Origin of the sequence: Vibrio sp. CCUG 15886 (assembly GCF_028570825.1) — a bacterium.
In the GTDB taxonomy this organism is placed as follows: Bacteria; Pseudomonadota; Gammaproteobacteria; order Enterobacterales; family Vibrionaceae; genus Vibrio; species Vibrio vulnificus_B.
Map to the genome: position 1 here is coordinate 641,462 of NZ_JAQQBT010000001.1, position 16,916 is coordinate 658,377.

The 16,916-nt window shown below is 48.9% G+C and carries 3 protein-coding genes; all 3 read right to left on the reverse strand.

The window, feature by feature from the left end; genetic code table 11:
• Positions 1-103 precede the first annotated feature (103 nt).
• Genes rtxA through rtxH form a run of 3 tightly spaced genes read right to left on the reverse strand, consistent with a single transcriptional unit; the run spans position 104 to position 16,593 of the window.
• Entirely contained in the window at positions 104-15,724 is a 15,621-nt protein-coding gene (rtxA, locus tag PQQ36_RS02740) for an MARTX multifunctional-autoprocessing repeats-in-toxin holotoxin RtxA (protein WP_273660302.1), read from the reverse strand.
• Between the two features lie 22 nt (positions 15,725-15,746).
• Positions 15,747-16,208, reverse strand: a complete 462-nt coding sequence (gene rtxC / locus PQQ36_RS02745) for an RTX toxin-activating lysine-acyltransferase RtxC (RefSeq protein ID WP_039507923.1) — start codon at positions 16,206-16,208, stop codon at positions 15,747-15,749.
• A gap of 25 nt (positions 16,209-16,233) precedes the next feature.
• Positions 16,234-16,593: a protein RtxH gene (gene rtxH / locus PQQ36_RS02750; RefSeq protein ID WP_011081432.1), complete on the reverse strand. Its 360-nt coding sequence runs from the start codon at positions 16,591-16,593 to the stop codon at positions 16,234-16,236.
• Positions 16,594-16,916: the final 323 nt, after the last annotated feature.

Here is a 16,916-nt window from a genome sequence, read left to right on the forward strand (position 1 = left end):
ACTCTATACTCGTGCCTCGTTGAACACCACAAATGAGATAACGTTGATGCCATAAAAAAGCCGCCTTTATTCAGGCGGCTTTGATGTTAATGGTTGGTGAATATTACACCGTTATACCCTTTTTATGGACAACGTCTGCCCACGCAGTGGTAATCGCCACGCGAGATTTGCTGTCTAGGTTATCGATGAATCCATTGTCACCCGCCTGAGGGTCAAAGCCACTCATGGCTTGTACCAGCGCATCAATTGCACTCTCAGACAAGGTGGTGTACTCACGTTCACCCGTCGCGTCTTTCTCACCCATTGCGATGATCACCTGCGCTCGATTACCGTTAAAGTAATCACTAAACGTCACCGAACCAATATGCTCAAACTTCGCTTGGTCACTGTCGCTTGCCGGGTCACGAAGAATAGACAACTTCAAGTCATATCCGCTGCGTTCGAACCACAGTTTCTGCCAATCGATGCCATTGAAGACAATGTTATCTTCGCTGCGAATGTCTTCAACAAGGTTGTCGATAACATCACCGCTCACCACAAAGCTGTCCACATCCGTGCCACCTTTGAACGTGTTTTGATAACCACCCAACACCATCAGATCGCGCCCTTCGCCACCGTTGAATTGACTGAACTTAGAGATGGCCGCTGCGATGAGATGGTCTTCGCCCTCACCGCCATTCAACACGGCGTGATAGCCCATTAGCTTCACAACATCGTTGCCAGCGCTTGCATTGATGCGGTTGTAGTTACCGAAGACATTAGCAAAGTCATTGCCAGCGCCTAGCTCTACTTGGTTGTTGTTGCCAATCGTAACGGAGTAGTCTTGATCGTCACCCGTATCCACACGGTTGAAGTTGCCAGACGTCACCACGTAGTCACGGCCTGAACCGGTGTCAATTTCACCGCCCTCACCAAAGACAAACGACTGGTCATCACCGGCACCAAGGAAGACATGGTTAATGCGTCCTGCAACCACTGCTGTGTCGTTGCCATCACCGCCAAACATCATGTTTTCACGTCCCATCAGAACGCCCATGTCGTTGCCTTCGCCGCCCGTGAAGATGTTTGACGTGCCTGTTGCGTAGAACACATCATCGCCTCGTCCGCCCCAGAAGTTGTTGTTGTCTCCTAGATACGCTCCGAGATCTTTACCATCACCACCCCAGTTGAAGTTGTAGTTTCCTAGGGAGATGTTGATATCACCATCACCTTGGAGATGACCACTGTTACGAAGGAAATCAAACGTTTTCTCTTTCATATTCAGCAGATCAGCGGTGAGATTCTCTTTGAGATTTTCCACCAGCGATTTCATCTCTTTCTGCTTGTCTTGACTAAAGATAGTGGCGAACAAGTTCGGCAGGTTAAGCGAGTTAAAGCCAAAGGCACGATCTGGTGTTTCTGCTGTTTCAGTGCTGCCATCAGCCACCGTCGCGCCTTGTGCACTGTTTACGTTCGCACCATTAACAGAAACCGAAGAGTTGTCCTCTTCCTCTTCTGGCGCCTTCTCTTTCAGTCCATGAGTTTCAGCAAAAGACTTAATGCCATCCGCCCCCATGTTGATACCCGACTTCAAGCTATCCAGTAACTTAGCTGGGTCGACAAAGGCTTGCAGTTGATCACCACTGAACTCACCAATGACATCCAACATCTCTTTGAGAATCGCTACACCATCGACAGCTTCACCATTACGCGAAACAATTTGACCTGACGCGGTGTAATCCACACCAAAAATATCCGCTAGCGTGGTCTCGGCTCCTACACCCGCTAACTGCCCAAGTAGCTTGTTCTTAAGCTGACGAGGCAAATCTTCTGGCGTGTAGGTGAAGGTTGTCTTGGCCTGACCCGTAGCAGAGAACTGCTGTGTCATGAGGCCAAACAGTGAACCTAGGTTGGTATCCAAAATAGACTGGATGTTGTCACCAAACATGAAGTTCCAGTTACCTGTCGTGACTTGGATATCCGCACCTTGACCACCCACGGCAAAGTTAAACGCAAGCTTTTCATTGGCTTGACGAAGCTTATCTGCGCGGCTGAGCTTGCTGGTGTCGTTATTACCGTTACCACTTAGCCATTGGTTGTACTGCTTGTTCAGAGTCGCTTCTGCATCGTGCTTCAAGCCACGGCTGCTTCGCTCGTTCTGCGAGTCTAGTTCAACCAAACTGGTGTAATCAACACTGCTGCTCTGATCCAAACCAGACATATCTTTGACGAACTTCTTGGCGCCAGATAATGTCCATTGCTGCTCTTGAGCCGCTAGCCAATCTTGGCCCTCACCCGAGGTGGCAATGCTTTGCAGTACGCCCGAAATACGAGCGGCACCATCGAACGGATTAACCAATGGCGGAGTCGGAATCGACTTGTCCATCATCACAATCAGATCATTACTTCGACCTAAGTTGAAGCTCACATTACGATTACCGATGAACATTTGCGCACCTTCCAGTGCCTGATAACCACCAATATCGAAGCTGTGCTTGCTCTCACCATTGCCGATGTGAACCATGACGTTATTGTCACCAAAGGCCAGCGACTTAAAGCCACCCGTGCCGACTTTAATGCCCACATTTGATGTGCCCCAGTTCACTGCCGTAAACTCACCATCACCCACATTGACTTGAATGTTACCTGAGTAGCTGAGTTTATTGTTTGCAGAAGAAGATGAGGTTTCTGTCTCCGCTTTGCGTTTTTCTGGCGCATCAAACACATCATTGTTGTCACCGATTGCACCACGAGCTGGCTCGTCAACGTCGCTGACACCAATACGAGAGAGATCGATGTCGCCTTCCGCAATACCGTTGCGAATACGTTCATCCTTGGCAACAACTTCACCTTGCTCGTCCCAGCTTAGCGAAACTTTGTTGTTTTCTGCTTTTTGGACCCAATCGCCATTCGCGTCCTTGGTATGTTTACGCCCTGCCTCGTCTACGGCCAGTTCAGAACTGCGTACAGAGACATCGACACGAAGACCATTCGCATCCATCGCGTTAATAAACTGATGACCAAAGCCTTTTTGCTTATCGTCACTCACCAAAGAACAACCAACAATACTGATATGATCAGGCTTATTGTTGATGTTTTCCGCTTGATTAAACGACTGTTGGAACTTGGCCAATTTCACTGCCAGCTCATCAGCACTGTAGCCACTTAAACGCGTGTTGTTACTTTCTGAGTCATCTCGACCATGACCTACTAACTGCCAACGTAGCTTTCCATCCAGCTTTGACGGATCGCCATACACCACGCGATAGTTGCCGTCTGAATCGATCTGCACCACCACACTGCTTTCTGGGTGCTTACCCGCAAGGTTCGCAGCGGCTTTTGCCACGACATCATCGTTCTCCATTTGCACGATGATTTGACCATCAAAACGGCTTTCACCGCCGTCCGCTGTCGGAGTCACAACAACACGTTCCCAGTCATTCACATTTTGGTTGTGAAGAGCGGTATTTGCGCCACTCAAACTGTCCTTGAACGTGATCTTCGGTTTGTTAGCAACATCTTCGTAGACAACACGTAGACTCACATCGTCTTGTTCAACTGTGAACTGGTTCGAGTCACTGACTTTAAGCGCAGGAAGATCGAGGCGGTGCGTGATACCAGGAACGAACCCTTCAATCCCTTTGTGAGACTGCAAATGCGCTTTACCGTAGATAGCAACGAACTTTTCACCATCAGGCAGATTTTGTAATACTTCCACCGCAATGTTGTTCGCGGCACCAGCACGGTACATCAGACCATGTTCTGTTCCCTGAACATTTGGACGCGCAGAGCTGTTTGCATCCAGCGCGACGATGCGCATACCGTTAGCACGTGCGTTTTCAAAAAGAGTGACATCGAGATGCTTTGTTTTCAGCATTGCGCTTAGTTCACTCGACATCACACCCGTAGCTAGGTAGCGATCAATCAGCGGTTGCGCAAGGTCTGAGCGTAAATGCTCAAGGCCAATGACTGTGACTCCCTGTTTTTTCAGTGCATCCATCTGTTCATTAACAAAGCGTAGGCCGTTGACGTCGCTGCCATGCACTTCACCAATCAAGAGGCCTTTACGATCATCCAGAAGAACCGCAAGCTGCTCGTCAACGCCCGTTGCACTAGCAAGCTTATTCGTCAGCTCATCATAGCCTGTACCAGAGTAACGACGATCCCAAGCGTCAATATCCGTCTCATGGCTACTGCGGTAGATACCTTCAATTTGATCCATTCGGTCGGAATCAAGTTGAGATAAGTAGCTTTGATCTGCAAATTTCTTCAGCAGTATCATTTCAGCTGAATCACCAGAAATCGGATCCGCTTTCTTCGCCGCTTCTTTCAGGAAGTAGAACGCCATTTGCACCGATTCAGCACCCGTCAAATCCTGAAGTTCTTGATAGCTATAGCCAAGATGAACCGTTTTAGTGGATTCATCCAACGTCGCTTTACTCAACAACCCGTTCGACTGGGACGTTTCTAACCACTGTTTGAAATCAGCGTAATGCTCACCTAGATCTACGTGGTACTTCGCATCAAAACCAAGGTCACTTGGCGTTTCGCCTTTGTAACCATGCTTCGGTGCCAAGTATGGGTCTTCATTGGCCCAACGAACCATCATATCCGTCAAACCTACGTGTTTACCGTTGGCTTCTTCAATCGCGACCATAAAGATACGAGCGGCAAGCTCCGGTCTTGTTTGTGCGATTGCATCAATACCCGCTTGGGCAACTTGCATCTTACCGATAAACAACGCACTGGTGACCTGCTCTTTCAACTGCGTTAGCGCTTGATTACGCCCCGAAGTTGGATGTTCAGCGATGTAGTCATTAATCTTCTTATTAAGCTCAAAGCTCGCTGCGATTTGAGCGCGGCCTTTAGCCTGATGCACAAGGTCGAGTTGATCGAGAATACCTTGGTAGGATGCGCCAATCGGTTTAGCAAAAACTTTTGCTCTTTCTTTCAGCTCTTGCACCGTAAAGATTTGCGCTAAATCAACCACGACCTTGGTTTTATTACCCAATGCTTCGAGATCGCTCGCGACTCCACCCGTAGGCTTTTTAATCGGTGTAGCGTCAAACACAGGTAGATCGAGGATCCCCTGCATGGTGGTCTTATCACCAAAGGTTGGCTTGTAGCTTGCTAACGTGTTGCCATCCATTACCACCACGCGGTTGAAGATTGCTTCACCTGCGTCGTTTTTGCCCAGCTTATAGCTTTGAGCCATGTTCAGATCGGACTTGCCGAAGAAACGCGTTAGGTAGTCGCCAAACTTCTCTGCTGATGAGAACTCAACAATGCCAGCATTTGGATCGTAGAAGCCGTAAACACGATCGTCGCCTGAGCCTTTTGCCCAAGCTGCCATCGCATGCCCCGGAGCATCAAGTTCCAACAACACAGGTTTGCCGTTAGCCGATGCATCAGTGATTTTCTCAACCACACCGTTTACGGTCAGTGCTTGCTTCCCTTCCAGCTTTTCCTGCCACACTTTCATCGACGTATCATGCATTGGGTTCTTCGCATGAATGGCCGCCAAGCTGCTGAGCAACTTGCTTGCATTGGCTTTTTCACTGTCTGAGTAAAGGGTTGGATTGCTCAGCACCGCTGCCGCAGAGTACATCTTCTCTAGCAGTTGTCTTGCCACGCCAACTTGACCATCGTTTTCAAGCTGTTTAGCAACCAAAACGAGTTTAGAAAGTGGATCACAACGTCCACCAAAACCGTCATTCGATAGGTTCAACAGCATTAACTGTGGCGCAAGCTGTTCAGTCGCTTTCGCATCCACCACGCCAGCAGAAGCAATCTCACGGAACAATCGGTTGTACTTCTCAGACTTGTTCTGGAACGTCACTTTCAGTGCACGACTTTCAATTTCCCAAGCAAGCGCACCTTTTTGCTCTGCACTCCAGTTGCCTTTAACAAACAGATCCACCAGTTGCTTGATGCTCATATCTGAGCGGAAGCCGTCAACGATTTCTTTTGCATGGTCGTTTTTGTAACCATTTAGGAAATCTTTAGTGGTGCGAATGTCTTTCGATTTACCCGGTACGCTCGTATCTGGTTTCAGCGCATCGCCATAGCGTTTAAAGTCTTTCTCTAGTCCTTTCAGCACTTCGCCCGCTTCTACCGCTGCTTGCTCTGCATTGAACAGACCGGAGACAATTTGATCCGCGTACTGCCCCATCAAGCGGTTGCTCGCTTCGTGGCCATAGAAGGTTTGTTCACCCGTGACGTTGTAGCCAGCAATCGCGAGTTTAGCTCGTAGCTTCTCGCCTTCTTCGCCTAAACCTTCGTTGTCCGTTAGCAGCAGAATCGGCGTCTCTTTTGGCAAGCCTTTTAGGTTCTTCTCCACTGAGAACTGACCGTTAACCGCTTTCGCGATAGCCCCTACAATGCCCGCTGGATTCGCCACTTCATGAGCGGTGATGGCTTTGGTCATGCTTGGCATAGGACGGTCAAGCAATAAGCCAGACACCGCTTGGCCGTTTTGCGCGGCATAACGTGCTAAATCTGCGGCAATTGGACCACCCATTGAGTAGCCGTGAATGATGATATTGCTTGGGTCAATACCCTTGTCGTTCACTAGGTAGTTGAACATGGTGCGAGCGTCTTGGTACAAGCCTTTTTCGCTTGGTCCGCCGTCGCTTTCACCATAGCCACGCAGGTTGACTGCGAGCATGTCGATACCTTGTTTTTGGTAGTGGTTGCGAATCTCGCTCGCTTGCTCTTCAGCAGAAGAACCAGAACCATGCAGGAACAACACGACTTTGCCGCTTGTCGCGCTTGTTTCACCTTCGCTTGAAGCCGCTCCCTGATGGTAATACCCCGTTAGACGGCCCACTTCCCCTTTGAGGGTAACTTTCTGCGATTCTCCATTTTCTACCGCATGGTCAAGTAAGGTTTGCGTGATTTCGCCAATCTTACGACGTGCGTCTTTCTCACCATATAACTCATTGTTGAGGAATCGAGTCAGTGGGCTAAGAGATTCTTTATCGCGCGGTGGCGTGCCATCATTTTCAATCGCCACGTTTTCTTTGTGCTTCTCATTACCTGACAAGGCATCAAGGACATCAGTGACTTGATGACTTTGCTTCTTCGCGGCAATTTCAAGCTGAGCTTCCTGCAGCGCCTGACCAAAGTTGAAAAGCTCTGTCGGCGTCCAAACACCAAACTTAGGTCGCCATGTGTGGCCGATAAGTTTGTCAGCACCACCCGCTTTCAACACTTTTGCGACGGTACTTGAGCAGTTTTTGGTCAATAACTGATATCGAGCATCCGGATCGTTGCTTAGACGGTTCCATTCAGCTTGCATCGCCGCCACATCCAACCCTTCTAGGTTAATGCGGAACACTCGGCCTTCATCTGCTTGGCTGGCCTTAAAGGCTTCGATTTCTTCTAGCGCTCTTTCAGCAAACAGACGAACCACGTTGTCGATACGTTTTTCCACAAGGGCTGTGTCACCGCTTGCCTGAGCTTGTTTCTGTAGCTCTTCAGCAAAACGATTTGCTACGTCCATCATGTCGTAGCTGGTGTCATTCCATTGGTCGACGAATGGCTGGAAAACATGCGCTGGAATGCCTGTCGATGCAAGCATATCTGGATTGCCCAGTAGTACACTCGCATAGCCTTCAGAAGCATCTTTGTATGAAGCATCAATACCTTTCGCGGCGTTGAGTTTTTCGATAAAGCGCTTCAGCTTAGTTTCACCATCTTTCAAACCAAAGCCGTCGTTTTCTTCCGATGCCATATCGTGCTCAAGTGTGTCATTTTGATGAGCAGGTTGGCTGAAATCGCTCCAACGTAGTTTAAGATCCGGCTGATCTTCTGTAGCAACGTTGAAGATATTGCGGATATTGGATGACTTGCTACCGAGTGGCCACCAACTCACGTAATTCTGCTTATTGAAGTCAGCAGCGGCTTGACCTTCAAGCTGCGTGCGACCTTGGCCAATTTGCAATGCGGCATGACCTAGTGTGCTGTGATCACTCGGCTTCCAGATGTACATGGTCGCGCTCACTGGCGACATGTGCTGTTCAATCGCTTGGTGTACTTTGTTTAAACCAGCAATATCAATGCCTTTACCATCTTTTGCCAGATCGTTTGCAGAAAGCCTTGCGAAGATCGTATCGGCAACGACTTGACCATACTCATGAGTTACGGCTGCTTTTACTTTTTCAAGTACAGCATCGCTACCACCTAGCTGATCGATAGTGGCTAGGTTGCCTTTGCCCTTAGTGACGAAATCGCCGTTTCCATCCAGATACAGATGTTTACTTTCTTTTAAGTTGGCATTATCAAGCTGGTCATATAGGCGGCTAAAGCTATCGTGCGCTTTGATGCTTTGCTCAGAGACCGCAAGAACAGAGACTTCTTCCAGACGAGAATTCACCTGATTTAACAGTGAGTTCATTGCTTCCACACGGCCAGAATCCGGATGCCCGAGTACATAACCTTCAATCTGTTTACGCAGGTTGAGCAGTTTTTCCACAGATTCTAGTTCGTAATCTGCGTGTTCAACCGTACTCGCATGATACTCCGTCAGGGCGTCGATCACTTGTTGGTAACTATCACCGCGAACTTTACCGTTCACATGAGCAGCATCGAGTAGCTCAGTGACAGACACCAGTTCAACATTGGTGTTGTACGTCCAAGCACCGTCTTCTTTTTGCGCTATAATTCGCGTGCGGCCATCGTGATGCGAGAGCACCTTGTTATCCACTAAGAAAAGTTCATCTGGCATCTGCTCGAAGTTGTCGAAGTTTGCCAAGATAAAGCGCTCAATGGATTTTTGTTGAGCTGCATCTTCTGGGTTATCAAGCAGAATAGTCTTGCTCTTTCCATCGATTCCCGGCCATGAGCGAACTTCAAATCCTTCTTCGCCTTCTTGCACTAAGAGGTTGCGCTCAGTACGAAGTGAATAGAATGGTAGAGATTCACGCAACATGCTATCGATCGCACTTAGCTTCACATCCAACTCAACCAGCGTATCGGCTTTGTAACCATCTGGATTGTCGGCCAAAAGCTCAGCTTGTCTCTCGTGACTCAACGCATCAAAGCGTACTTTAACGGCAACACCTGCATCGGTAAGTCGGCGTCCAATCTGGTCTGCTGGTAGATCTTTGTACTCGGATACTGGCTTATCAAGCAGTCGAATTTCACCGACTAACCCTTCACGCTGCAATTGGCGTAATGCAGGTAGCTCAACATTCCAGAAATAGTTGCCAAGACGCACACCACCTTCTGCGATGACATACACATCATTTTGTGCCCCCGTCGCATAGACCGAACTCCAAAAACCTGTATTGCTGAACGTTGCTGCATCGATTGATGATTTCAACTGATTTTGCTCGGCGTTATCTGGGTCAAGGAACAGGCCGCCCCAACGCATTAAATGCTTATTCAGGTCGATTGCAAATGCGTTGCCTTTAACATCGATGTCGTACACGACCTTTTTGCCATCAGTCTGGGCATTGTCGAGAATGTCTCGGTATTGCTTGAAGTTTTTACCAGACCAGAAGGAAACAATGCTTTTCTCTGCGTGTGGTGCTTCAAAACTATAACCATAGCTCTCAAGCTTAGTGAGAAACTCAACGCGTTTGTCCCAGTCATAATCGAGCGTCGATTCAACAAACAAAGTGGCTAATGCTTCCGCTTGATCTTTCGGTACTTGATTGTCGGTGTGTTCGATGTAACCGCTCATAGATTGAATCATGCGCTGCTTGACTTCATCAGAGACATCAACATCGACGCGTTCAAAGCCAGGGACAGGTACATACTTGTCCGTCGCCACGTCATTATCAGTGTCTAGCCAGCGATATAGATTCGCCACTTTTTCCGCGCGAGCAGCCACAAGCGATTCAGCAGAGTCATGCGAAGCTTCACCAAGCCCCTCTAAATTCACCCCAGAAATGCGAATCTCTTTTCGAACCACATCCTGAGACGCAGTGGTTGGTACCACAATGCTGTCGGAGTTTGTTTCGGTGAACATTGAGGTGATTGTGCTACCGCTGTTCTTTCCGCGAATACCTGCGTTAATTTGCAGACGGTTCACTGCGTTTGTCGCACCTTCCAGCGCTTCTTGCTCTTGTTCGCTCAGACCTTCACTGAATCGACCATCGGCGTTTGTTTGGCTGTCAGTGGTGATATGACTGCCCGTTTCGCCAGCACCTTCCACGCTATGAGCGTTACCTGAAAGACCGCTGCCAGCCACGCCTTCACGGTCAGGGCGATCGCCTTCGTTTTGCTTGGTCCCTTTGGCATCATTCTGCGCTTGGTTGGCTTTGTTTTCGGCATTCATCGCATCGCGATCACCACGCGATTGCGCGTCGTTTGCGGCGCTGTGTGCGTCAGATTCGGCCTGTTTCGCATCGTTACTTTTCGCCACAGCATCGGCTTTGCGTGTTTCTGCATCGGCTTTAGCTTCGGCAATGTCTTGCTCTGCACCTGCGCGATTTTGCTCACCTTGTGCCACACCCGCTTCAGATTTCGCAACGGATTCTTTGACTTTGCTGTTATTGTCAGACTGCGTCTGCTTCGCTGCAGCAATCTTGTCATTCGCGAGTTGCTTGGCATCGTCGAGCTGGCTTTGAACGCCATCGAGCAGACCACCGGCAAAATCATTGCGCCATTGGTCGCCTGACTCGCCAGTATGCGTTGCTTGGCCATCAAGCACATCGAGACCTTGCGCCAGTTTTGTCAACTCGGCGGTCACGGCTTCCGACTCTTCTTTCACCGCATCACGTTGAGCTTGACCGTTATTTTCTAGCGCTTGTTGGTCGGTCGACTCCAACTGACTTTGTGACCCTGCGACAGCATCAAGCTGTTTCTGCTTTTCTTGTTCAAGACGTTGGCGATCCGCTTCTGCGCGCTCTTTATCTGATAGGGCATTCTGCGACGCTTGATTTTGTGTCGCGTGCTCACTCACTGCGTTGGCTTGTTGCGACGATTCCGATTTCGCCACGACATTATCTAGGATATAGCCCAGTCCATCATTGTGGCCTGTGCCTTTGAATTCGATTCGGTTACTGCCGGCATGCGCGGTCAGTTTTAAGGTTTTTTGCTGCCAAGCAGAGGCATCACCAGACGATGAGAAAACGACTTCGCCATTCCAAAGAACTTCAATGCCTTCGTTATTCGATAGACCTGCACGTTTCGCAAAATCAAAGCTCACAGCAATGACTTCACCTTCCGTAAGATCGGTCAGATCTTGATAGAGACTGGTGTTGGTGTAGGTGTCCAGTTCCGTCACACGTGCGCCGTGGCCTTCACCGTTCACGCCATAGACATTGCCCGAATAGGAAGCTTCAACACCGTGTGTCGATTTCCAACCACGATCACCTTGCTCAAAATCACCATTCACAATGAGATTCTGAGCTTGAGTTTGATCAGAAGATCCGTCAACGTCGAGTGCATTTTGCATCTTGTTGAGATCTGGGGTATCTACCTTAGTGACACTGCCGGTTAGGCTATCGCCCAAGTCCGAGCCCACTTCTTCAATGGCTTCCATTTGGAAACCATCCAGCTTGGTGATTTCCGGTGTTGCAATCGCACCACGGCCTTTTTGCGTACCGGATGACGATGCTTCATCACCTTGAACCAAGTAGTTGATTGCTTGGCTACCACCCACACCAAGTAGGGTTTGTTTAATGTTATCAAACAGTGCCGAGAGCTTGTTGCTGCTGGTGTTGCTTGACGCAACAGCCAAACTGTAAAAATCGCCGTTACCAACTTTGATTGCAACGTTGTTTTGTGCGTAAGAGGCATTGATGTTGAGGCCATCGCCCACGTGAATATTGGCGTTAGCTTTGCCTTTCATCACGGCAACATTCAGGCCATCACCCACTTTCGTGTTGATGTTATATTTGCCCCAAGCGACGTTGACGGAGACACCATCACCGACTTTGGTATTGATGTTGGCATCACCATAGGCGGCTGTCACACTCAAGCCATCACCAACGGTGGTAGTGATATTGGCTTTGCCTTTTGCTGCCGTCACCTGCATACCATCACCCACTTTGGTGACGATGTTGCCTTTGCTCCAAAGTGCGTTAAAGCTGTCGCCATCACCCACTTGGGTCACGATGTTGGCTTCACCTTTTGCCAGTACCACGTTACGGCCATTACCCACTTTAGTAATAACGTTCGCTTTACCCCAAGCTCCGGTGTAGTCGTCGCCATTGCCCACATGAGTAATGATGTTGGCTTTACCTTGCACCACGGAGACTTCTTGGCCATCACCTACTTTGGTGATGATGTTGGCTTCACCTTTGGCAAAGTTATAGCGATCACCGTCGCCCACTTGGGTAAACACGTTTGCTTGCCCCCAAGCGACATTGACGCCCAAACCATCACCGACTTTGGTAATGATGTTTGCCTTGCCTTTGGCAATACCAATGGTCGTGCCATCTCCGACGTGGGTCATTACGTTGCCGATATCGGAAATCAACAACCCTACCGTGGTGCCTTCGCCCACTTTGGTTAGGACATTGCCTTTACCAGCCAACACAGCCGCGGTTGTTGCATCACCAACATGAGTCACGACGTTGGCTTTTGCTGCCGCCACAACACCCATGAAATCATCACCCACTTTGGTGACAATATTGGCTTCGCCCAGTGCTAACACGCCCGTTAGACCATCGCCGACATGCGTCATGATGTTGGCTTTACCGAACATCGCCGCCAAGGTTGTGCCGTTACCGACCTTGGTCATCACGTTCACTTCGCCCGCGAATATTCCTAGGCTGGTTCCATCACCGACATGGGTGTAGATGTTGGCTTTACCGACCATCAGTGCCGCGGTGAGATCATTGCCCACTTTGGTCATGATGTTGGCTTGGCCGATCATTGCAGCAAACGTACTGCCACTGCCTACGTGAGTGAAGATATTGGCGTTACCAACCATTGCAGCGAGTGTGGTTCCATTACCCACTTTTGTCGCAACGTTGCCTTTGGCTAACATCAGTGCGACCGACATACCATCACCAATGTGAGTGAAGACGTTGGCTTCTGCCACCATTAACGCGAGAGCATCACCGTTGCCGACTTTGGTAAAGACATTACCCAAACCGCCCATCAGCGCCCAAGCATTCCCTTCGCCCACATGGGTAAAGATGTTGCCGGCACCAATCATGACCGCAATAGAGGTTCCATCACCCACTTTGGTGAAGATGTTACCCGCCGCGCCCATCACACCAAGAGTTTGGCCATCACCAACATGCGTTAGCACGTTGCCAACACCAAGCATTATGCCGGTCGTGTCGCCGTTACCTACTTTGGTGAGAATGTTCGCACCGCCGACCATTACGCCAGTTGTTGTACCATCACCCACATGCGTCAGCACGTTTGCGCCACCGCCCATCACCGCAAGGGTATTCCCTTTGCCTTTTTTGGTGAGAATGTTGGCACCGCCCAAGGCTACGGCTGTGGTATTCGAGGTTTCATTGTCGCCGCTGATGTGGGTAATCACGTTTGCGCCGCCCAACATACCTGCGGTTAGATCGCCGTCACCCACTTTGGTGAGCACATTCGCGCCGCCAGCCAGTACCGATGCCACATCACCTTTACCCACTTGCGTCATCACGTTGAAGCCGCCCGCCGCCAACCACAAGCCGTTACCGGAACCAATTTGGGTATGGGTGTTGTAACCACCGAGCATGACGACACGGCTGTTGCCATTGCCTTTGTGCACGGAAATGTTGCCGTAAGCCAGCAAATGCGCAAGGTATTGACCATCGCCAATACGAACCAGTACGTTTACCGCACCGCCCGCGTAAACATCCATCTTGCCTTGCTTGCTTTGGTGTACCAACACGTTCGCCAAACCCGCGCCGCGGAAGGTGAGATCCCCTTCTTCGCCACTTTTGACAATCACGTTTGCCGCGCCACCACCGTTGAACTCGGTATGACCAAATTGCGAACTGTGGAGGATGACGTTAGCGATACCGCCACCATTAAAGTAGACATTGCCGCGAGTCACATTGGACTTGATGACGTTACCGCCACCCGCACCATTGAAGCGCACATCACCAGAGCTTTCACCGCTATCGGTCGCTGGCTTAAACAAGGTTTGATCGGTGTACTCGTCGATGTCGGCCACGGTTTCGCTGGTGCTTCTTACCGCGTTCACACTGTAATGCAGATCGCTGAGTGAGTAGCCGCCTTTGCCCATCGAGTGATATCCGTTTGCAGACGAAATATCTTCATTGGCTAGGTTTGCGGTGTGATTACCCTCTTTGTACCAAGAGCGAGCTTGATACTTAAGCGCCCCTGTTTTGGGATCATTAGCAAGTTCAACCACCACAATTTTTGTGTAAGGCCCAAGCACTTTTGCGTAAACATAAGTATTTGGTTTTCGGTTTGATTTCACCGCTTGAACATCGACTGTCGTCCCATCGGTCGAGATGGCGTGACCGCCCATTTTCGCCTCTGATAATGCCACATCTTTCGCATCAATCAGTGCGCCATTGGCGTAGGTCACCCACTCATATTCGGTCAGGTCCTTCTCGACAGCATGAACGGTTAACGATTGCTGATGCTCAACGGCAATATTAGAAAGGGTGTAACCACCATTGATTGGATTGACTTCAAAACCACCAGCAGAAGAGACATCAGAACGAGCAAGCTCCGCTAAATGATTACCGCGCTTGAACCAAGCTTCAGAGTAGTATTTGAGTTTGCCCGTTTCTGGATCGTTATAGAGACGAACTTTGTTGATTTTGGTGTAAGTACCATCTGCGATAGCAAACAGATAAGTATTTGGCTCTCGCTCTGATTTTACAGCGGTAACCGTATGGAACTTGTTGCCGTTATCAATCGACAAGCCGTGCATCTGCGCCACGGTGAGAACGATCTCTTCCGCTTTCGCGTATTCCATACCTTGAGCATCAAAGCTACTACCACTGCCTTTTCGTGTAATGGTGTTATAAGCACCGCCACCGGAGAAATGGATGTCACCGTGTGCCACATCGGAGTAAAGGCTGTTGTAACCACCGACACCTTCAAAGCGAATGTTACCGCGTGTTTGCGCGTAAACATCTTCCGCTTGGCGTGTACGCTCAATGCGGTTTGATGCGCCCGCACCTTGCAAGGTAATATCGCCCACTTTGCCTTTACGGACCAAATGGTTGTCAGCACCAGCCCCACGGAAAGTAATGTTGCCGGTTTCAACACGTGAACTGATGCTGTTTGCCGCGCCAGCGCCATCAAACGTCACATCACCGCGCGAGCCTTGATAACGGTTGAACCAAGTACGATCTAGTTTATTGCCCGCTCCTGCGCCAGCAAAAGAGAGATTACCTTGGTTGGTTTCATGCCAAAGGGCATTGTAACCGCCAGCGCCTTTAAAGGTGACGTTGCCGCTCAAACCTTTGCGGGTAATGCCATTATAAGCCGCGGCACCGCCGTAACTGACATCACCATGATTACCTAAGTGGTCAATCGACACACCACCAGCGGCACCAGCGAATGACACATTGCCATCGCCACTTTTATTAATGTCTGCATACCCAGCTGCGCCTTTTACAGAAAGGTGCCCAGTGGTGTCTTCCACTCTTAGATATGCCGAACCGCCTACGACCGTATCATTGCCGCTGCCGGTATAAACCGTTGCACCAATCGATCCGACAGTGACATGATCATCACCACCGTAGGCATGGATTTCTCCACCAAAACCGATAGCAACAATACTGTTGTTTCCATCGTCGGCGGAATAGTTCCCTGTGAAGAAGTATTCAACACTTCTCCAAAATGGTTTTCCCATAAGCCAAACTCTTCTTTAGGAGTTAAATAGAAAACCACTGTATCTTTCTGATACAGCGGTCATTTTGAGCATCCACTTTGCCGCGAACAGTGCAGACCTTCTGCCCTTTCCACGGTAAAAATACACGGCGACGAAGATCGTTAACGACCTCTCTGCCATGCCCGAATGGAGCAATCATCTCTGGAATGTAGATATGCTGGCCTGAACGCCAGTCGGATGAAGATATTTCACGCACTCCAGATAACAGCTCATCTCGGATCTGCTCAGAGACAAACGCCCAATTACAAAATGCAATTGGGCGTCCGTGCTCATCTTCGTAGTAGCAAAACTGGTTTAGCTCAAAAGCAGGCAGAATACGCTGCTGCCATTCTGCAACCACGTAGCGACGATGAAGGGGCGAATGCTGGCTGAGCAGCATGACACCACCTATCATCTGTTGCATTTGCGCTAATGTGAGATTTGCTGGTTGATGTGTAATAGACATCTGCCCTATATCAACCAATATGCTGTTATTTTTTTGCTTGGGAAGTGCGTTTTTTCGGAGCGGCTTTCTCTTCCACGAGAGTTTCCGCTGATGATTCTTCCGCCTGATTTACCGCAGCATCACCTGCTGGTAGAAAACCGGCTGCAACAAGCTTGTCAAATTCAGCTTCCATTCTTGGATCTTCTAGCATGTTCTTAATCATCGATACCATATACATAAAACCAGAGGCAGGCATATGGACAACTTGCTTAAGTTCAAGATCATTATCGCTTTCAGCCATTACGCCATTCGCCATATTTTTTTGATCCTGACCTACGAAATAAAGAGAAAAAACACCTTTATTGTAGTTAACACTAGATACTGTTTGAACAAACTTCTCAGTCATAAATTTCCCCTACTTATTTTATATAGATAAGACGAAAATTGTTCCTTTTAAAAGGAATCACTCTCCGCCTGCAAGCTCAATTAAAAGGCAAAATATAAGAATTCAGCCATAAATAATTATTGTAATGTTTATTTTGTGTCGAAATATTACATCGTAAAACAGTGGTCATCAATAGACTTAAATCGATTATATTAGAGCAATTATTCTATTTTTATCGACCATTATTCACTCAATTCCATATTCATGTAACAATCACCTTGATTACCTATTAACGTGATATGCATCATTCATTTGAATCAAATTTGTGCAATAAACACACAATA